Origin of the sequence: Flavobacterium sp. RHBU_24 (assembly GCF_046613695.1) — a bacterium.
GTDB lineage: Bacteria > Bacteroidota > Bacteroidia > Flavobacteriales > Flavobacteriaceae > Flavobacterium.
On record NZ_JBKJHD010000011.1, the window covers coordinates 1 to 18,783 of the forward strand.

At 44.1% G+C, this 18,783-nt stretch carries 19 protein-coding genes; 12 read left to right on the forward strand and 7 right to left on the reverse strand.

Annotated features, from left to right (window positions below; translation table 11 throughout):
• Window positions 1–29: 29 nt before the first annotated feature.
• Together ACLI09_RS11735 and meaB are read right to left on the reverse strand one after the other, a co-directional pair.
• Window positions 30–488, reverse strand: coding sequence for a DUF2750 domain-containing protein (locus ACLI09_RS11735; RefSeq protein ID WP_411419817.1), 459 nt, complete (start codon window positions 486–488; stop codon window positions 30–32).
• Between the two features lie 30 nt (window positions 489–518).
• Window positions 519–1,577 carry a methylmalonyl Co-A mutase-associated GTPase MeaB gene (gene meaB / locus ACLI09_RS11740; protein ID WP_411419927.1) on the reverse strand — a complete coding sequence of 353 codons (1,059 nt, stop codon included), beginning with the start codon at window positions 1,575–1,577 and terminating at the stop codon, window positions 519–521.
• Between the two features lie 196 nt (window positions 1,578–1,773).
• Here meaB and ACLI09_RS11745 point away from each other — a divergent pair, with 196 nt between their 5' ends.
• Entirely contained in the window at window positions 1,774–2,133 is a 360-nt protein-coding gene (locus ACLI09_RS11745; protein WP_411419818.1) for a hypothetical protein, read from the forward strand.
• Window positions 2,134–2,458: 325 nt separating this feature from the next.
• Window positions 2,459–5,107: a T9SS type A sorting domain-containing protein gene (locus tag ACLI09_RS11750; RefSeq protein WP_411419819.1), complete on the forward strand. Its 2,649-nt coding sequence runs from the start codon at window positions 2,459–2,461 to the stop codon at window positions 5,105–5,107.
• A gap of 389 nt (window positions 5,108–5,496) precedes the next feature.
• On the opposite strand, the gene ACLI09_RS11755 is transcribed toward ACLI09_RS11750, so the two are convergent.
• Together ACLI09_RS11755 and ACLI09_RS11760 are read right to left on the reverse strand one after the other, a co-directional pair.
• Entirely contained in the window at window positions 5,497–5,856 is a 360-nt protein-coding gene (locus tag ACLI09_RS11755) for a hypothetical protein (RefSeq protein ID WP_411419820.1), read from the reverse strand.
• 132 nt (window positions 5,857–5,988) lie between these two features.
• Window positions 5,989–7,389 (reverse strand): trypsin-like peptidase domain-containing protein, encoded by a 1,401-nt coding sequence (locus ACLI09_RS11760; protein ID WP_411419821.1) that lies wholly within the window; start codon window positions 7,387–7,389, stop codon window positions 5,989–5,991.
• A gap of 117 nt (window positions 7,390–7,506) precedes the next feature.
• On the opposite strand from ACLI09_RS11760, the gene dapF reads away from it, so the two are divergent.
• The 4 genes from dapF to ACLI09_RS11780 all read left to right on the forward strand — a co-directional run bounded on the left by dapF (window position 7,507) and on the right by ACLI09_RS11780 (window position 10,786).
• Window positions 7,507–8,289 (forward strand): diaminopimelate epimerase, encoded by a 783-nt coding sequence (dapF, locus tag ACLI09_RS11765; RefSeq protein WP_411419822.1) that lies wholly within the window; start codon window positions 7,507–7,509, stop codon window positions 8,287–8,289.
• On the forward strand, window positions 8,283–8,816 hold the full coding sequence (locus ACLI09_RS11770; protein WP_411419823.1) for a GNAT family N-acetyltransferase: 534 nt from the start codon (window positions 8,283–8,285) through the stop codon (window positions 8,814–8,816). Before dapF ends, ACLI09_RS11770 begins: the two co-directional genes overlap by 7 nt.
• Window positions 8,817–8,828: 12 nt before the next feature.
• A complete protein-coding gene (gene mltG / locus ACLI09_RS11775) occupies window positions 8,829–9,869 on the forward strand; it encodes an endolytic transglycosylase MltG (RefSeq protein WP_411419824.1) in 1,041 nt (346 codons plus the stop codon).
• A gap of 269 nt (window positions 9,870–10,138) precedes the next feature.
• A complete protein-coding gene (locus ACLI09_RS11780) occupies window positions 10,139–10,786 on the forward strand; it encodes a peptidoglycan-binding protein LysM (protein ID WP_411419825.1) in 648 nt (215 codons plus the stop codon).
• On the opposite strand, the gene ACLI09_RS11785 is transcribed toward ACLI09_RS11780, so the two are convergent.
• On the reverse strand, window positions 10,758–11,204 hold the full coding sequence (locus tag ACLI09_RS11785) for a hypothetical protein (RefSeq protein WP_411419826.1): 447 nt from the start codon (window positions 11,202–11,204) through the stop codon (window positions 10,758–10,760). The two genes, ACLI09_RS11780 and ACLI09_RS11785, sit on opposite strands and share 29 nt — an antisense overlap.
• 209 nt (window positions 11,205–11,413) lie before the next feature.
• Here ACLI09_RS11785 and ACLI09_RS11790 point away from each other — a divergent pair, with 209 nt between their 5' ends.
• Complete coding sequence (locus ACLI09_RS11790) at window positions 11,414–12,730, forward strand: DUF389 domain-containing protein (protein ID WP_411419827.1); 1,317 nt, start codon at window positions 11,414–11,416, stop codon at window positions 12,728–12,730.
• A 24-nt stretch (window positions 12,731–12,754) separates the two neighbouring features.
• On the opposite strand, the gene nhaA is transcribed toward ACLI09_RS11790, so the two are convergent.
• Window positions 12,755–13,981: a Na+/H+ antiporter NhaA gene (nhaA, locus tag ACLI09_RS11795; protein WP_411419828.1), complete on the reverse strand. Its 1,227-nt coding sequence runs from the start codon at window positions 13,979–13,981 to the stop codon at window positions 12,755–12,757.
• A 45-nt stretch (window positions 13,982–14,026) separates the two neighbouring features.
• Entirely contained in the window at window positions 14,027–15,553 is a 1,527-nt protein-coding gene (locus ACLI09_RS11800) for a SulP family inorganic anion transporter (protein WP_411419928.1), read from the reverse strand.
• A gap of 135 nt (window positions 15,554–15,688) precedes the next feature.
• Between ACLI09_RS11800 and ACLI09_RS11805 the strand changes: the two genes are divergently transcribed.
• The 5 genes from ACLI09_RS11805 to gcvH are packed head-to-tail and all read left to right on the forward strand — an operon-like array spanning window position 15,689 to window position 18,764.
• Window positions 15,689–16,021, forward strand: coding sequence for an ArsR/SmtB family transcription factor (locus ACLI09_RS11805; protein ID WP_411419829.1), 333 nt, complete (start codon window positions 15,689–15,691; stop codon window positions 16,019–16,021).
• 16 nt (window positions 16,022–16,037) lie between these two features.
• Window positions 16,038–16,505 (forward strand): DUF6428 family protein, encoded by a 468-nt coding sequence (locus tag ACLI09_RS11810; RefSeq protein WP_411419830.1) that lies wholly within the window; start codon window positions 16,038–16,040, stop codon window positions 16,503–16,505.
• A 7-nt stretch (window positions 16,506–16,512) separates the two neighbouring features.
• A complete protein-coding gene (gene arsB / locus ACLI09_RS11815) occupies window positions 16,513–17,589 on the forward strand; it encodes an ACR3 family arsenite efflux transporter (RefSeq protein WP_411419831.1) in 1,077 nt (358 codons plus the stop codon).
• A gap of 8 nt (window positions 17,590–17,597) precedes the next feature.
• Window positions 17,598–18,368: a metallophosphoesterase family protein gene (locus ACLI09_RS11820; RefSeq protein WP_411419832.1), complete on the forward strand. Its 771-nt coding sequence runs from the start codon at window positions 17,598–17,600 to the stop codon at window positions 18,366–18,368.
• A 12-nt stretch (window positions 18,369–18,380) separates the two neighbouring features.
• The gene (gene gcvH / locus ACLI09_RS11825) at window positions 18,381–18,764 is read left to right on the forward strand and encodes a glycine cleavage system protein GcvH (RefSeq protein ID WP_411419833.1); all 384 of its coding nucleotides are present in this window, start codon (window positions 18,381–18,383) and stop codon (window positions 18,762–18,764) included.
• The last annotated feature ends 19 nt before the right edge of the window (window positions 18,765–18,783 follow it).

The following is an 18,783-nucleotide window of genomic DNA, read 5'->3' on the forward strand; positions in this document are numbered from 1 at the left end:
GAACGAAGCAATCTATTATATCCAAAAACTTACCCTTCAAGATTTTCCCTTACAAGGGCTTCCAGTTCCTCTATGCTTTCATATTCGGTAAGGGATATTGTTTTTCCGGTGCTTTTTAGTTCTTCAATTATCTGTTGAATTAATAGTAAAGGCTCTGTTTCGGCGCCAAACATATTGCTGTCAAACTCGGTTCCCGCCAGTAGTTCGTCATTATGCATGCCTACGCACCAGTTTTCAATAAATTCAGCCAGTGGCATTTCGGCAACCTCAAAGCCGCCCCAGCCGTCTTTAGCGCAGGCGGCTGCAAACGCTTTTTCAGACCAGAAGCAAATCATTTCTATAGGCCCGCCTTCCTCATCTTCATATTGATTTGAAAGTGATGTAGCAAATCCTTCCTCGTTTTCAAGGCCATATACAATGCCGGTTTCACAAATCTTCTTAATAAATTTTTTGTGCTTAAGCTGAATGTCAGCAGTATCTTTCAACATATATTTTATTTTAATTGTTGTGCCTGTCTATTATCTTCCCGTCTTTCCTGAAAAATACCTCTCCAGCAATTGCTGCGCCGCTGCAAAAGGGGAGAGCAGGTTTTGTTGTACCAGCAGCTTATTTTCTTCAAGCAGCAATTTGATTTCAGGGCGGTTATAAAAGCCCGTTTTCAGTTGTTCGTTTATGGTTTCGGTAAGCCAGTAGGTATTTTGCTCCCGGCGGTGGGCTTCAAAATAGCCGTTGTTTTTTGTGAGGGTAAAGTATTCGGTAAGGGTATTACAAACTTCGGCTATACCTTCGTTTTGCAGCGCGCTGCAGGTACTCACCTTAGGCTGCCAGCCCGATGCCTTTGCCGGGAACAGGTGCAGCGCACGGTTATACTCGGTTTTGGCCAGGGCGGCACGCTTCAGGTTGTCGCCGTCGGCCTTGTTTATTACAATCAGGTCGGCCATTTCCATAATGCCACGTTTTATGCCCTGTAGTTCGTCGCCCCCGCCCGCAATTTGCAGCAGCAGGAAAAAGTCGACCATGCTGTGCACTGCGGTTTCACTCTGGCCCACGCCTACGGTTTCTATAATTATGGTATCAAAGCCGGCGGCTTCGCACAGTATGATTGCCTCACGGGTTTTGCGCGCCACACCGCCCAGCGTATCGCCGGAAGCCGAGGGGCGTATGTAGGCATTGGCATCCTTAACCAGCTCCTCCATACGGGTTTTGTCGCCCAGTATGCTGCCGTGCGACAGCGTACTGCTGGGGTCTACCGCCAGTACGGCTACCTTTTTACCCAACGCGGTGAGGTGTTTCCCAAAGGCCTCTATAAACGTGCTTTTGCCGACGCCCGGCACACCGGTTATGCCTATGCGCACTGATTTATTTGCGTGCGGCAGGCAGCCGTTTATAACTTCATTTGCCTTTTGCTGGTGCTGGGTATTGGTGCTTTCTACCAGTGTAATGGCGCGGCTCAGCGCGGTTTTATTTCCCGAAAGTATGCCCGATAACAGTTCGCCTGCAGTGGGCTGTGTGCGGCGCAGCCGTGCCCGGGCACCTGCCTGAGGGCTGATATTACCAGTCGGGCTATCGGCGCTCACGTCGTTTAAGTTGTTGTTATGGGGCAGTTGCAGTTCTTCCACAGTTTATTATTAATAGTGTAAAAATACAGGTTTGTTTGCGAATTACATATGGAAAGCCGTATCTTATTGTTGTAACCAAAAATTGTAAAAAAAATATAAAAGAAAATAATCTATTAAAATATTTTTTTCTTAAACTTGTGGTAAAATTAATAGTATGGAACATTTTATAACATTTTTAGAACCTGATCTTGGCACCGTAGAAATCACGCAGCCACACGGCTTTAATGCGCTCGACCTGATAAACGGGCGCACAACCTACCTTGAGATACGAAACGACGGGGGAGCCGGCTTTGGTAAACTTGTGGCGTCGTTAGCACGTAGTGGGACTATGGCAGATGCTTATTATATTTTCAGGGAGCCCTGCGGAAACTCAGTACTGTTAAACATTTGCTTCTCCCGTGCACACACCGACTGGCATACCTACTTTGGCATGTATGTAAACGACTACAGCCCTGCTGTGTTTGTAAAAGCGCACAACCTGAACTGCAAAGAACAGCAGTGGGTTACTTCATAAAGTTACCCCGTGCGATAGTTAGTCCATACCCTTTAAAACGCTTTTGAAAAAAAATATACAGATTGTGCAACTAAAATGTTTTAGTTTAAAAAATGAACCGATTGTATAATTATTGAAGCAATATTCTTACATTTTTAATTTTGTAAGTTGATTTTTTAAGCCGGCATAAATTAAGCATTTAAAATACTGCAATATATTTACGGTATTCAAATTTTGAATAACTATTCAAGGAAATAATTGTTAAATTGACGAGATTGATTGTGCGATATAATTAAATAACATTTTAATTTATATTTTTACGTCAAATCAACAAAAACTTTTATTTATGAAAAGAAAATTACATTGGCTTGCAGTCATGGCAAGCCTTATTCTACTTGGATTTACCCACAACCTTTCAGCCCAGATAACCTACACTGCCAATTTTAATAATGGCATGAACAACTGGAGCAACGATTATTTTCAGCAAACAGAGGCTTTTGCCTGTAACGGCGCGGGTTCGCTGATATTTAACATTTATGATTTTGAACCCGTTGCTGAAACAATTTCTCCTCCCATAGGCACCTCTAACGGAGGGCTTATTACGCTTACTTACAAATATATGCTGCTCAATTTTGCTGATGATTCAGCACTCGAAAATAGCCCGTCCTGGGGGGAGATAGGCATATTTTATGCTACATCGCCCGATGGTCCCTTTACACTTTTACAGAGCATTACACCTGCTAACCATATAGAAGCGGAAACCTGCGCCACAAAAACAGCCACGTTTTATACACTGGCAGGCACTACCGTTTACCTTGCAGTTGCAGCAGTGTTAGGCAATGAGGATGCAGACTTTAATTTTATATTTGATCAGGTATCCGTTACCCAGGCTGCTCCCGTAGCCTGTTCGGGCGCGCCGGATGCCGCTACAACACTGGCCAGTACCACTGCTTTATGCAACGGTGCCGATGCGGTATTGTCGTTATCGACCGGATATTTTGGTACGGGTTACACCGTTCAGTGGCAGCAGTCGGCAGATAACGTTACCTATGCTAACGTGCCGGCCGGAGGTACAGCCTATACCTATACTACAGACCAAACGGCATCTACATGGTACCGCGCGGCAATAACCTGTACAAACAGCAGCCAGACTACAAACAGTACCCCGGTTCATATAATAAATACCGGCTTGGAGTGCCCCTGCGATGTCGAATTTTTTGAAGAAAATGGTGTAGAGGCTATTACTTATGTAGAATTTGCAGGGATACAAAACACCAGCAGCCCTTTCAGTTTTGTGCCAGTAGAAAACTTTACCGGTGTTACTCCGGGTGAAGTTACCGTTGGCGAAACTTACGATATTACACTGAAAGGAAATACTGTAGGAGAGTGGGAAAACTACTTTACAGTATATTTTGACTGGAATCACAACGGCGATTTTTCTGATGATGGTGAATCATTTGACATAGGATCTATAGAAAATTCAACCGGTACAGACGACCAGGAGGCAACCGGTTCTATTACCATACCTGAAACTGCTTTAGCAGGGCTTACGGCAATGCGTGTATTTAAATTATTTGATGAGTTTCCTTCCGATCCCTGCTCGTCTGACGATAGTTTTGGGCAGGTAGAAGATTACCTTGTAAATGTTACCGTACCCCAGGTGCCTGAACTTACTTATGTAAACCTACAGTGGCCTGCAACACTTACCCTTAACGTAGGCGAAACGGGTACCATATATGCACAGGCGTATGGCGAGGGCATTACCGAAGCCGCAGGTGCAGCGGAAGATGTTACAGCATGGATAGGCGTTAGCACGGCAAATACTAACCCTAATACTTGGACTGAAACAGTATGGGTTCCTGCCACATTTAATGTACAGAGTGGCAATAACGACGAGTTTATGGCTACAGTAGGGCAGGGCCTTACACCGGGCACTTACTACTATGCAAGCCGTTTTCAACTTGATGGAGGCGATTTCCTTTATGGAGGCTATTCTGCTACGGGTGGCGGCTTTTGGAGTGCAGGCAGCAATGTAAGCGGTATACTTACCGTAAATTGCGACATAGATGCGCCTACAGGCGTTGGCCCGCTTGCCCTGTGCTTTGAGACTACAGGCGACGAACTTCCTACAGAGGGTGGCCTGGTATGGTATTTTGGCCCAATGGGCGATAATGCCATCCCGGCGGATGTTGTGCTTACCGACGGTACTTACTATGTTTCTCATGTAGACGGCGATTGCGAAAGCACCCGTACAGCTGTGGTTATTGATGTACTGGCTCCTGTGGTGGCCGACGCTCCTGAAGATGTGGATGTTTGCGACCTTTATATACTGCCTGCCCTTACAAACGGTAATTATTATACCGGCACTATGGGTACAGGTGTTTCGCTTATGGCGGGAGACCAGATATTGTTCACCAGGACAATATATGTATATGCTGAGGCAGAAGGCAATGCTGACTGTTTTGAAGAAAACTCATTTGTAGTAACTTTAAATACACTTGATGACATAACTGGTGAGCATAACCAGTCGTTTGAAGTGGGCGAAGGTGAAGACATCCCTACGCTAAATGACCTTGATATTGAAGTTGATGAAGATGCAACAGTAACCTGGTATGCGGATAGCGCGCTTACACAGCAGCTTGACCCGTTTAGCGAAGTGGAAGATGGTGTTACCTACTATGCCGTGGCTACCCTGGGTGCCTGTGAGACCGCGCCATTTGCTGTAACCACAGGGGTACTAGGCACTTCAGGCTTTAATAAAACAGCCTTTACCTATTATCCTAACCCGGTAACCGATGTGCTTAACCTGCAGTATAACAATAATATTGCTTCGGTAACGGTTATAAACCTGCTGGGCCAAACCGTATTAAGTAAAAATAATATCAATACGCCTGAAACACAGCTCAACCTAAGCGCGTTAACTGCGGGTACTTACCTTGTTAAAGTAACCGACAGTAACGATGCTACATCAACGGTTAAAGTTGTGAAGCAGTAATAGAAGGTTCTTAGTTGTTGAGGCGCTGAGTTGCTTAGCGTATTAGCTACAACATTTTATATTAAAGAGGTCGGTTTAAGCCGGCCTCTTTTTTTTTGCTGTAACCCAAAGTTTCCCAAAGAAACCCAAAGATTCTCAAAGATCGAAAAGTAGTAGAGGCGGCACTACGGATAAGTGCACAAGCTCTTTATGTATATTGTTTCCGTACAGCTCAGTGCTCTAACGCCGAAGGTGTTACATTCTTCTTCTCTGGGAATCTCTGTGTAATAGCTCACTAGCTGATTGGTAGCTATACCCAGTACGGGCTGAATATCTATAAAAATTTTTAATAGGGAGATTGGGATAGTTCCGCGGAGGAGTGGCTCACAACTATAGGATGAGTTCCCATATTAACCCCTCACCACCTTCTTTTTACTCGTTTTAAGCGAAGTAGCAAAGCCAATAAACGGGAATACTATGGACGCCATCATCAATAGCTGCGCCAGGTTGCGCTCGTGCGTAGTACATAATACATATAGTGTAAGAAACGCAAGCCCCTCTATATAATAGCTGGCCTGCCTTGCTTCACGGGGTGCGAGCCTCAATTTTTTCCAGTAAATAGTAATTGCCATAGCCGTTAACGACAGCCCGGTTACCAGCCCGGCAGGGAAGTACATACCCTCGCGAAAGAGCAGTATGCCCTTCCAGAGCACAAGGGCAATGATAACACTATGCAGTAATATTTCGGTTTTTCGTAAAATTCTCTTCATGGTCTTTTCGCTTTAATCTCCAAATTTATCCCATCAACTTTAAAAGTATGCCCATTTAATGTTAAGTTTCGGGTATAAAAAATCCCCGCCTTGCGGCAGGGACTTCTCAAATAATATAAAGCAAGATGAAATTTACATAATAAAGCGCACTACCTCGCGGTTGCGGGTAAGCATTTCTACTTTAACGCGGTCGTTAGGCCCCCTGCGCGAAAGTATCTCGGTAACGGTGTTAATGTCGGTGGCCTTTGTATTGTTTATAGTAAGGATAATACCGTCTTTAAGCTCATCATAATACGGCATAAATTGGCCGTCGCTAATATCTTTTATACGGATGCCGTAGTTTATCTTAAGCGCTTTTTTCTCGGCGGCACTCAGGTCTTCCAGCTCCAGTCCCTCATAGTTAAAGCTGTTTATTTCGTTTTTAGTAAGCTTTACGTTAAGTGTAACAGTATCCCCGCCGCGGTCTACTTCAACCTTTACCACGTCATTCGGCCTTTTGGTAATAATAGCGGCATTAAGGTCGCTAAAGCCGTTTACAACGGTATTGTCTATTTTCCTGATGATATCACCTTTTTTAATACCCGCTTTGTCAGCGCCGCTTTTTGCCACTACGCTGTTTACATAAAAGCCTTGTGTTTGGGTTACGCCCAGTTCTTTAGCGCTAACGCTGTTCAGCTCGCCTCCCTGTATACCAAGTACGCCGCGCTGCACGTTGCCATATTCCATAAGGTCTTCCACAATTTTGCGGGTAATGTTGCTGGGCACCGCAAACGAGTAGCCCACATAAGAACCCGTTTGGCTCGATATCATGGTGTTAATGCCTATCAGCTCGCCACGGGTGTTAACCAGCGCACCACCACTGTTGCCGGGATTTACGGCAGCATCCGTTTGAATGAACGACTGTATGCCGTCTTTACTCAGGTTCCTGGCTTTCGCCGAAACAATACCCGCCGTTACAGTGCTGGTAAGGTTATAGGGGTTACCCACGGCAAGTACCCACTCGCCTACTTTCATATCGTCGCTGTTGCCAAAGGTGGCATACGGCAGTTTTTCGCCTGCTTCTACTTTTAGTAGGGCAATGTCCATCTTACTGTCGGTGCCTACCAGTTTGGCTTTATAAGTTTTGTTGTTGTTCAGGGTAACTTCCAGTTCGCTGGCATCCTGAACCACGTGGTTATTGGTAACAATATAGCCGTCTTCGGTAATAATCACGCCGCTGCCGGTGCCTACCTGGGCCTGCTGCTGGCCACCGTTGTAGCCAAACATAAAGTCCATCATATTTGCGGGGCCGGTACGGTAAATGGTGTTTTTTACGTGAACAACAGTATGCACGGCCTTATCTGCGGCAGCGGTAAAGTCTACGCTCTCGGCACCCGGCGCACCATAATTCACATTTTTAGAAAAGGTATTTTGCGGAGCGGCAATTGATAAGGCAGAGCTTGCAGTGTCGTTATCAAATACCAGTTTATAAGCTCCAAGGGTAGTGGCACCACTAAGCAGGGACACCAGGAACAGGCTTGAAATTTTTTTCATAAACATTAAAGTATTTAATTTAATTACGGTTAAAACTATAGTTAAAGTGCTGCGAATGCAAATCACTACGTGTCGTTTATATTTGTACTTTTGCCTTACTAATTGTGCAGTATTACTATGATTAACACCTTTTACAAGTACCAGGGCACCGGAAACGATTTTGTAATGATTGACAACCGCGATGAAACCTTTCCCAAAAATGATACCAAACTCGTTGCGCAGCTGTGCGACCGAAGGTTTGGCATCGGGGCAGACGGCCTCATCCTGTTAGAGAACGCAAATGGTACCGATTTTCGTATGGTATATTTTAATTCTGACGGAAACCCCAGTACCATGTGCGGTAATGGCGGGCGCTGTATAGTGGCTTTTGCCAATATGCTGGGGCTGATAGAAAACGAAACCGAGTTTGAAGCCGTAGACGGCCGCCACCACGCCACAATTGCCGGAGATGGCACGGTATCGCTGCACATGAAAGATGTGAATACGGTTACCGTATATGAAAATTATGTGTTTCTTGATACCGGGTCGCCCCACCATGTAGAGCTGGTAGATGACCTTGAAACACTGGATGTAAAACATATAGGCGCCAGCATACGCAACAGCGGGCTGTATGGCAATGCCGGCGCCAACGTAAACTTTGTGTACCAGATTGACACTGACACTTTTTCAGTACGCACCTACGAACGCGGCGTAGAGGATGAAACCTACAGCTGCGGCACGGGTGTTACCGCGGTAGCCATTGCCATGAAAGTGCAGGGTAAGACCGATGCCGATAATGTAACGCTGCTTACCCCCGGCGGCGAACTTAGCGTATCGTTTACCCAGACGGGTAAGCAGTTTAAGGATGTATACCTTACCGGCCCCGCCCATTTTGTATTTAAAGGTGAAGCCGAATGGTAACCTTAACAGGAAATAAAATTTACCTGCGCGCGCTGGAACCCGAAGACCTTGAGTTTATTTATAAAATAGAAAATAACGAGGCGCTGTGGGAGGTAAGCTATACGCAAACCCCTTACAGCCGTTTCCTGATTCGGCAATACCTGGAAAACGCCCACCAGGACATTTATGAGGCAAAGCAGCTGCGTCTTGCCATTTGCCTTAACGGAAGTGCAGACGCGATAGGGCTAATCGACCTGTTTGACTTTGACCCCGCAAATGCTAGGGCAGGGGTAGGCATTATTATAGCCGATGATGAAAGCAGAGGCAAAGGCCTGGGCAGAGAGGCTTTGGAGCTCGTAATACGGTATGCCTTTAATACATTGCACCTGCACCAATTATACGCAAATATTGATGTAGGCAATGTTGCAAGTACCACCCTTTTTACTAATTTTGGTTTCAAAATTGTGGGCATAAAAAAAGCATGGAACAGGCGCCCCGATGGCATATTTTCTGATGAAGCCCTGTACCAGCTTATACATAACATTTAAAATCTCTTACTCTTGAACTTAAGAAAGATCATAGGCATTTTTTCGCTGGTATTTATAATCGGCGGTACCATAATCGGTTATACGTTTTACCAGAAAATATATTCGCCAAATACCAAATTTGAGCAGGATGAAGTAGCGGTTTACCTGCCGTCTAATTCAGATTTTGCCAAGGCAAAAGAGCTGCTGGCGCCTTATATAGCCGATATTGATAAATTTGAATGGGTAGCCGATAAAAAAGAATACCCTAACAATGTAAAGGCCGGTAAAATTATACTTACTAAAGGCATGAGCAACAACGATATCATTACCGCGCTGCGCAACCCGGTTCCCGTAGATGTATCATTCAATAACCAGGAAACGCTACAGCGGCTTGCAGGCAGGCTTGCACAACAAATAGAGCCGGACAGCCTGGCAATACTAAAGGCATTTACAGATAAAGCTTTTCTTGACGAGAACGGCTTTACCGAAGACAATGTGCTGGCTGTTTTTATACCCAATACCTATGAGTTTTACTGGAACACCACCGCAACCAAGGTACGCGATAAGATGGTTAAAGAATACCGTAAATTCTGGACGGCTAATCGTATATCTAAAGCCGAAGCGCTTAACCTTAGCCCACTTGAGGTATCGGCGCTGGCAAGTATAGTGCATAAAGAGACTGTAAAAAAAGACGAGCGCCCGCGCGTGGCGGGCGTATACCTTAACCGGCTTGCAAAAGGCATGAAGCTGGAGGCCGACCCCACTGTTATCTATGCTGTTAAAAAAGCTTCAGGAGATTTTGACCAGGTAATTAAACGCGTGCTGTATAAAGACCTTGAAACCGATTCGCCTTACAATACTTATAAATATGAAGGGCTGCCGCCGGGGCCTATCGCCATGCCCGACATCACGGCTATTGATGCTGTTTTAAGCCCGGAAAAGCACAACTATATTTATTTTTGCGCCAGCGTAACTAATTTTGGTTACCATGAATTTGCGGTTACTCCTGCCCAGCATGAGGTAAACCGCCAGAAGTATGTGGCCTGGGTAAACAAGATGGGTATTAAGCGATAATTCTTAAATATATCTTAAAATTATTGCCCTGAAAAATCTCAATTAGCAAGAATACATGCCTTAAGACGGCTTTTGTTGATAAAAATTTAATGCAGTCGCAAACCCCTGAATTTACAGGTGTTTGCGGCTTTTTTCTTATCGTTTTGTTGTCTTAAAGTAAAGTTAAAGTAAGGTTTTCTTGTAACTGGTTGTAAATCAAGTGTTGTTTTTAATTATATTTGCTGCTGTGAAATTCATAAGGGTGACAGGCTTATGAGAAATAAAAACAAATGATAAAACAAGGAGCATACTTTGCGGGCCTCGCCCTTTTCATCATAACCTTTAGTACAGGGTTTAAAACGAAAGAAGAAAAACAATTTGGCAGGATAGAAGGTTTTCATATTTCAGAAAACGAAATCAGTAACTATTCCGTCCCCACCATTGATGAAACCGCGAAGATTTCCTTTAATTTTCCCTTCACCGGAAAATCATATATTGGCTTTAAACAGGCCATCGGCGTCAAAGAAAGCCAGTGCCTTTATAAGCTGGTAAACCGCTACGGCTACATGGGCAAATACCAGTTTGGCAAATCAGCCCTGCGCTCAGTAGGCATTTTCAACCACAAAGAATTTTTGAACAGCCCTGTTTTGCAGGAAAAAGCCTTTAAGGCGTTGCTTGCAAAAAATAAATGGGAACTGCGCCATGAAATAGTTCGTTATGTGGGTAAAACCATTTCTGGTGTTAAAATTACCGAGTCAGGCATATTGGCCGCCGCGCATCTTTCCGGAGCCGGCAGTGTAAAGAAGTTTCTACATTCAAACGGTACTAATGGCTATAACGATGGTTTTGGTACCAGCCTTAAAAGTTATATACGCAAATTTGGGGGTTATGATACCTCCGCTATAGTGGCTAATCCTGCCCCGAGGGTAAAGGTGTAGCAGCATGGCGTTGCAGGCCAAGTTGATTTAACTTTTGTTCTACTTCATCAAGTTTAATTTCCTGATTTTTGAGTGTCGTTTTAGCGGCATTAAGTACCACCCTGTTGTTTGTGTTTTTTATTCGGCTATAGTTTTTATCAGACAGGTGTTTTATATGGTTTTTTTGCAGCTGCCTTAAAAAATCAGCATAGGTATACTCTTCCGTAAAGGGTTCGTTTTCAATGTGATTTTCCATTATGTAGCTGCTCATCTTATCCTGTAGGTTGTTAGAGCGCGCTCTTAGTTGCTTGTAGCGTTCAAGCATGGCCAGCTTACCTGATTTGTAAGCGGCATTGCTATTTGCAATTTTGCTTATAATATAATAAAGCAGGGCTATTACCACTACGGCGATAGCAATAAACTCCGGTAAAAATGGCATAGTAAGGTGAATTATTGGGGCTAATTTATGAAATTTATCTCCATATATTTTATAGTTCGGCAAGCATAGTGAAGATTAAACAATTTGTTAAAATTAGGGCCTGTATTTTAACAATTTTTGAATTTTACGTTTAATTTTTTTATATTTAAATTGTAGTGCAGATGTAAAAAATCAATCCTTTATTTGTACATAAATGTAAATGCTACCTAATGACAGATTTATCAAGGCTTTTTAATCTTCATGAAGGAGAAGATGATAAGGAAAAAATCATACAGGACGTATCTAAAAATATTACGTTTAAAGGTGCTAACCTCTGGATACTCGCCTGTGCTATAATTGTGGCATCAGTGGGGCTCAATGTAAACAGCACTGCCGTAATTATCGGCGCCATGCTTATATCGCCGTTAATGGGGCCTATAGTAGGGGCGGGTTTCGCACTGGGTTTGTATGATTTCGCACTCCTTAAAAAGTCATTGCGCAATTTGCTTATTGCCACTGCTGTCAGCCTCAGCGTATCTACGGTTTATTTTATGATAACCCCCTTTAAAGATGTGCAGAGCGAACTTCTTGCACGCACATCGCCAAACATTTATGATATTATTATAGCATTTTTTGGTGGTATAGTAGGTGCTATTGCTGTAACCCGCTCCGAAAAAGGCAACCCCATTCCCGGGGTAGCCATTGCAACAGCTTTAATGCCGCCGCTTTGTACCGCAGGGTATGGACTGGCTAATGGGCAATGGGCCTATTTTGCAGGCGCTTTTTATCTTTACTGTATTAACTGTGTGTTTATAGGCATCGCTACTTTTGCCATTGTAAAATACCTTAAATACCCGGCGAAAAAGCTTATTGACGGCAGGCGGCAAAAACAGGTGCGCGTTATTATAACCCTGCTTACCTTAGCCATGCTTGTGCCCGCAGGCTATCTGGCTTACTCACTTTACGGTGAACAGCAATTTAAAAAAAATACCGAAATCTTTCTTGAAAGCCAGTTTGCCGATAAGGGATATACGGTGGTATATAAAAAAACGGAATATAAACGGGGCAAAAAAAAGATTGAGCTGGCTACACTAAGCAAAAGGTTTAGCAAGGAAGAAATAGCAAACCTTAATAAAGAACTCGAGTTAAATGAATATCTTAAAGGCACCCGGCTAATCATTCGCCAGGATAGTACCGACAGGTTTAATGCCCTTAAAGGAGACATCCTTAAGCAGATACACAGCAGTGAAAACGAAGTAAATAAAAAAGACGTAAAGATATTGCAGCTTGAAAAAGAGCTGGCTAAAAACAATTTCGATAATAAACAGCTGTTAAGCGAGGCCCGTGCCTTTTTTCCTGATATTACCGGGCTTGCTGTTTCTAACAGTACGCTTGCCACACCAAAAGACAGTATAGTACATATAACCGGGGTTATTTTTACCAGTAAAAAAAACCTTAAAAAAGATGACTATACCAAGCTAAGGGCATGGCTTAACCAGCGGCTTTCAGTAAAAGACGTAGCGCTTTTTAGGGCCGAAGATGAATAGATGTAAGGAAAGCATTAGTAACACTTAAACAGATTCAATATCGGTATCACTTTCACTATCATCGTCATCCTTTATAGCCTTGTTTTTCTTGTTATATGCGCTAAGAAACCCATAGCCGGCCAGCCCTGAAAATACCGAGGCGATAAGCACTGCAAACTTTGCCTCAGCCTGAAGGTACGGGCGGTTTATAGAAAGGAGTGCTATAAATATTGACATTGTGAAACCGATACCGGCCAGCAGCCCAAGGCCGGCTACATGCATCCAGTCTACATTTTTTGGCAGTTTGGCAATCTTAAGCTTTACGGCCAGCCAGGACATGGTAAAAATTCCTATAGGCTTCCCTAAAAACAGCCCCAGTACTATACCCATCCCCAGCGGTTGCAATAACCCCTGAGACATACCACCCTCAAAAGTAATGTTTGTATTTGCAATAGCAAATATCGGCATGATGATAAAGTTAACCGGGTTACCTAGAAAATGCTCCAGTTTTTCAAGGGGCGATACAGTGTCATCAGGCGTGGTGGGCAGGGTAAGGGCAGTAAGCACGCCGGCTATGGTGGCGTGTATGCCGCTGTGGTGTATAAAGTACCACATCAAAATACCCGGTAAGATATAAAACCAGACATTCATAATACGCAGCCTGTTAAATATTATCAGTATAACAAGCACAATGCCGGCATATATAAGATAGTTGTAATGCAAATCTCCGGAGTAAAATATAGCTATAACCAATATGGCCATAAGGTCATCTACTATGGCAAGCGCGGCCAGGAATATCTTGAGGCGCGAGGGTACTTTTTTACCCAGTAACGAAAGTATACCCAATGCAAAGGCAATATCGGTAGCCATGGGGATACCCCACCCACCCGAGGTATATGTCTCGTTATGATTAAAGTAGCTGTAAATGCATGCCGGAACTATTACCCCGCCTACAGCCGCCAGCACAGGCAGTATGGCGTGGCTGAACGATGAAAGTTCGCCCTCAATAATTTCACGTTTTATCTCAAGGCCCACCAGCAGGAAAAAAATTGCCATAAGCCCATCGTTTATCCAAAGCTGTAGCGGATAGCGCAGCTGCACAGCGCTGTTTTCAAACCCTAACTGTGTAGCAAGCAGGTTTTCAAAATTGTCAGCAAGGTTGGTATTCGCTATCGTAAGGGATATAATTACGCAAATAAGCAGCAGTATGCCCCCGGCGGATGAGGAGGCGAAAAAGTTTTTAAATATAGTGAGGTTGATGTGTTTTGCCATAAACGCTAAGATACAATGTTAGGTATAAAAATCCCAATGAAATCGCTACAAACGGTCGGTGGGCAGCCTGTAAGTAGGGTCGGTGGCAATATTTACTTCTATTACACCGGCGGCATTTTTCAGCAGTTTGCGGCAGTCTTCACTAAGGTGTTTCAGGTACAGGGTTTTCCCGGCGTCGTGGTACTTCCTGGTAAGCATTCCTACCGCTTCAATGGCCGACATGTCTGCTATACGGCTGTTTTTAAAGTCTATAACTACAGTTTCAGGGTCTGCCGCTATATCAAAAATACGGTTAAAAGCGGTAACTGACCCAAAGAACAACGGCCCCTGAAGCATGTAGTTTGTAACACCATCATTACCGGTAATTTTTTCCGCACGGATTTGCCTGGCGCTTTCCCATGCAAAAACCAGCGCACTTATTATAACCCCTATTAGCACTGCGAGGGCCAGGTTGTGCAGCAGTATGGTTATTAGCGCCACCACTATCCCGGTAAAAATATCGCTCTTCGGCATCTTGTTGATAATACGGAAGCTGGCCCATTCAAAAGTGCCTATGGCTACCATCATCATCACGCCGGTAAGTGCCGCCATGGGCAGTTTGCCTATAACCGGCGCCCCAAATAGTATTATGCACAATATGGTAAGCGCGCCAATAATACCCGACAGCCGTGCCCGCGCGCCCGCGTTGAGGTTTACCATGGTTTGGGCTATCATAGGGCAGCCGCCCATACCGCCAAAAAAGCCGTTAGCTATATTAGCTGTGCCCTGCGCCATACATTCGCGGTTGCTATTGCCGCGTGTACCCGTTATTTCATCTACAAGGTTTAGGGTAAGCAGCCCCTCGGTAAGGCCCACCGCTGCCATAATTAAGGCATAGGGCAATATAATTTTAAGGGTATCAAAATTAAGCGGTAGTTGCGGAATGTGCACCGGCGGGAAGCCTCCCTGTACCGAAGCGATATCCTGCACGGTTTTGGTTTCAATGCCAAATATAAGCACCACGGCAAATACCACTATGATGGCAACCAGCGATGCGGGTACTGCCTTTGTAATTTTAGGAAATCCGATAACCACCGCTATGGTTAGCATTACAAGGCCGAGCATTATATACAAAGGCGGCCCCGTAAGCCAGGCGCTATGGCCATTAATAGTGGTTTTAAACTGTTCCAGCTGCGACATAAATATAACTACCGCAAGCCCGTTTACAAAACCATACATTACAGGCTGTGGCACTAATCGAATAAATTTCCCCAGCCTGAATACGCCTGTCAATATCTGGAACACACCTGCCAGCGCTACAGCGGCAAACACATATTCAATGCCGTTAGACTTCATCAGGGCAATGAGGGTGATAACGGTAGCGCCCGCACCCCCTGATACCATGCCCGGCCTGCCGCCAAGTACGGCAGTAGCAAGCCCCATAATAAAAGCTGAATACAACCCCACCAGCGGCGGGAACCCGGCCAATATGGCAAACGAAAGCGACTCCGGTATCATGGTCATGGCTACAGTAAGCCCGGCCAGTATCTCGTTTTTATAGTTTATTTTTTGGGAGAAGTCGAATAATTTCATGGCGGCAAAGGTAGTAAGTTTCTTCCAGAAGGTATCGGGGACTGGGGCTCTTAGGTGTTTAGATTTCAATTTCTTTTTCTATTTGTAAAAGTTATTATTATTTATCGTAATATTGCGATAAATAAAACTACCGTTATGGGGACTACAAAGTCAGGGGAATTTACAGAACGCCAAAACGAACTTTCTGCATTGGCAAAAGCCATGGGACATCCGGCGCGTATAGCCATTATCGAGCATTTATTAACTACCAATGCCTGTGTGTGTGGCGATATTGTGGGGGTGCTGCCCTTAGCGCAGGCCACAGTGTCGCAGCATTTAAAAGAGCTTAAAAATGCTGGCCTTATTAAAGGAAGCATAGAGGGTACCTCAGTTTGCTACTGTATTGATGAAACGGGCTTTGAAAAAATAAAATCTTTTTTTGAACATATAACTACAGCAATGGAAACAAGGAAAAACGAATGCTGTTAACCTAAAAACATATATTATGAAACTATCTGAAATTAAAAATTACCTAACTACCGCCCAGGCCGTAAACTTTAAGCTGCCAAATGGCACGTACGTACCCGAAAACTTCCACGTAACCGAGGTGGGCGTAGTTACTAAAAATTTTATCGACTGTGGCGGCGTAGTACGTAAAGAGGAGGTGGCTAACTTTCAGCTGTGGGATGCAAACGACTTTGAGCACCGGCTAAAGCCAAAAAAACTTCTCGACATTATAGCGCTTTCAGAAAAAGTACTGGGTATGGGCGACTTTGCAATTGAGGTGGAATACCAAAGTGATACCATAGGCAAATACAGCCTTGATTTTGATGGGGCTGATTTTTTACTGGTTGCAAAGCAAACAGCCTGCCTTGCCCAGGATGCCTGCGGCATACCTGCCAAGAGTAAGGTAAGCCTGCAAATGTTAGGTAGTAACCAATCATCATGCACACCGGGCGGCGGTTGCTGCTAAAAATAATATGGATAATTGTGCCCCCGCATACAAGCGTAAAAGGCTTGGCTTTTTAGACCGCTACCTTACCCTATGGATATTTTTAGCAATGGCAGGGGGTATAGCTATAGGGTATTTTATGCCTTCATCCTCCGGTTTTATCAATTCGTTTTCCAGTGGTACTACTAATATTCCACTGGCTGTGGGCCTCATTTTAATGATGTACCCACCGCTGGCAAAAGTGCAGTACAATAAAATAGGGGAGGTGTTTAAAAACATTAAAGTGCTGACGGCATCTTTAGCCCTAAACTGGATAGTGGGTCCCATCCTGATGTTTTTGCTCGCGATAGCATTTTTATATGATTACCCTGAGTATATGACGGGCCTTATACTGATAGGGCTGGCACGGTGTATTGCCATGGTAGTAGTATGGAATGACCTGGCCGACGGTAACCGCGAATATGCGGCCGGGCTTATTGCCCTTAACAGTATTTTCCAGGTACTGCTGTACAGCGTTTATGCTTATGTGTTCATCAGCCTGCTTCCGCCGTTGTTTGGTATAAAGGGTTTAGACATCCATATTACCATTGCAGAGATAGCTAAGAGTGTGGGCATTTACCTGGGTATCCCTTTTTTAGCAGGCATAGGTTCCCACTACGGGTTAACCCGGTTAAAAGGGAAGCAGTGGTTTACCGAAAAATTTATCCCGTTTATCTCGCCCATAACCTTAATAGCCCTTTTATTTACCATTGTGGTTATGTTTAGCCTTAAGGGAAATTTAATTGTAAAAATACCGGCAGATGTGCTACGCATTGCTGTTCCGCTGGTTATTTACTTCGCCATAATGTTTGTGGTAAGTTTCTTCATTGGTAAAAAAATGGGGGCAGACTATTCGCAAAACACTGCCATTGCCTTTACCGCCACCGGAAATAATTTTGAACTGGCTATTGCCGTAGCCATTGGGGTTTTTGGTATTAACAGCGTGCAGGCTTTTGTAGGCGTTATTGGCCCGTTAGTAGAGGTGCCTGCGCTTATAGCACTGGTTAACTTGGCGTTTTGGTTTAAAAAGAAATATTATCCAACTATTAATCAAATAATTAAATAAACACTACAATGAAAATAGCATTATTTAGCGATATACATGCTAACCTGCCCGCATTGGAGGCATTTTTTAAAGACCTTGACACGCAAAATGTTGACTCAGTGTACTGCCTGGGCGACCTGGTGGGCTATAACATCTGGCCAAACGAGGTGGTTAATGAAATCCGCAAAAGGCACATTCCTACCATTGCCGGTAATTACGATTTTGGCATTGGCCGGATGAGCAATGAGTGTGGCTGTGCTTATAAAACCGACCACGACAAATCTAACGGGAATGTTTCCATTTCGTTTACTAACGAATTAATGCATGATGATGAACGAAAGTACCTGCGGACCTTGCCCGCGCACATTAAGGTAGAATTTCAGCTGAACGAAGATAAATTAAACCTGTTACTGGTGCACGGCAGCCCGCGTAAAATTAACGAGTACCTGTTTGAAGACCGCGAAGAAAAAAGCCTGTTGCGCATTATGGAGCAGTCAGATGCCGATATTATGTGCTTTGGGCATACCCATAAGCCTTACCACAGGATATTAAATTCGGGTACAGATGTGCCACACTACCGCCATGCGGTTAATTTAGGCTCTGTAGGCAAACCTAAGGACGGCGATACCAAGGGCTGCTATGTGATACTAACGATAGATGAAACTTCGTCGGTACTTAATAAAGAATCTATAGGCGTGGAGTTTGTGCGCTTTGAATATGATATAGAAAAAGCAGCCAAAGCGGTTGAAGACAGCCCGCTACCGGATGAGTATGCAGACATGCTAAGAAAAGCGTATTAAAAAACGATAGATATGAATTTTCCTGAAGATGTAAAATACCATAGCGAACATACCTGGATTAAGGTTGACGGCGAAACAGGGATTATAGGCATTACTGATTTTGCCCAGAAAGAGTTGGGCGAAATTGTTTATGTTGATTTACCCAATGTAGGCAGCAGTTTTGAGAGTGATGAAGTGTTTGGCACGGTAGAGGCTGTAAAAACTGTAAGCGACCTTTTTATACCTGTTGCAGGAACGGTTATAGCGCTAAATGATGCCCTGCTTAAAGCACCCACTTTAGTAAACACCGACCCATTTGGCAAAGGCTGGATGCTAAAAATTGAGCTTAAAAATCCGGCAGAAATTGATGCACTTTTATCTTGCAATGATTATAAGGCAGGTGTAGGCAGCCGCTAAGTTGCTTAGTAGCTGAGTA

Coding starts and splice junctions, on each gene's coding strand:
- ACLI09_RS11735 (WP_411419817.1), bottom strand. CDS start 488: ATGTTGAAAGATACTGCTGACATTCAGCTTAAGCACAAAAAATTTATT.
- ACLI09_RS11745 (WP_411419818.1), top strand. CDS start 1,774: ATGGAACATTTTATAACATTTTTAGAACCTGATCTTGGCACCGTAGAA.
- ACLI09_RS11750 (WP_411419819.1), top strand. CDS start 2,459: ATGAAAAGAAAATTACATTGGCTTGCAGTCATGGCAAGCCTTATTCTA.
- ACLI09_RS11755 (WP_411419820.1), bottom strand. CDS start 5,856: ATGAAGAGAATTTTACGAAAAACCGAAATATTACTGCATAGTGTTATC.
- ACLI09_RS11760 (WP_411419821.1), bottom strand. CDS start 7,389: ATGAAAAAAATTTCAAGCCTGTTCCTGGTGTCCCTGCTTAGTGGTGCC.
- dapF (WP_411419822.1), top strand. CDS start 7,507: ATGATTAACACCTTTTACAAGTACCAGGGCACCGGAAACGATTTTGTA.
- ACLI09_RS11770 (WP_411419823.1), top strand. CDS start 8,283: ATGGTAACCTTAACAGGAAATAAAATTTACCTGCGCGCGCTGGAACCC.
- ACLI09_RS11780 (WP_411419825.1), top strand. CDS start 10,139: ATGATAAAACAAGGAGCATACTTTGCGGGCCTCGCCCTTTTCATCATA.
- ACLI09_RS11785 (WP_411419826.1), bottom strand. CDS start 11,204: ATGCCATTTTTACCGGAGTTTATTGCTATCGCCGTAGTGGTAATAGCC.
- ACLI09_RS11790 (WP_411419827.1), top strand. CDS start 11,414: ATGACAGATTTATCAAGGCTTTTTAATCTTCATGAAGGAGAAGATGAT.
- nhaA (WP_411419828.1), bottom strand. CDS start 13,981: ATGGCAAAACACATCAACCTCACTATATTTAAAAACTTTTTCGCCTCC.
- ACLI09_RS11800 (WP_411419928.1), bottom strand. CDS start 15,553: ATGAAATTATTCGACTTCTCCCAAAAAATAAACTATAAAAACGAGATA.
- ACLI09_RS11805 (WP_411419829.1), top strand. CDS start 15,689: ATGGGGACTACAAAGTCAGGGGAATTTACAGAACGCCAAAACGAACTT.
- ACLI09_RS11810 (WP_411419830.1), top strand. CDS start 16,038: ATGAAACTATCTGAAATTAAAAATTACCTAACTACCGCCCAGGCCGTA.
- arsB (WP_411419831.1), top strand. CDS start 16,513: ATGGATAATTGTGCCCCCGCATACAAGCGTAAAAGGCTTGGCTTTTTA.
- ACLI09_RS11820 (WP_411419832.1), top strand. CDS start 17,598: ATGAAAATAGCATTATTTAGCGATATACATGCTAACCTGCCCGCATTG.
- gcvH (WP_411419833.1), top strand. CDS start 18,381: ATGAATTTTCCTGAAGATGTAAAATACCATAGCGAACATACCTGGATT.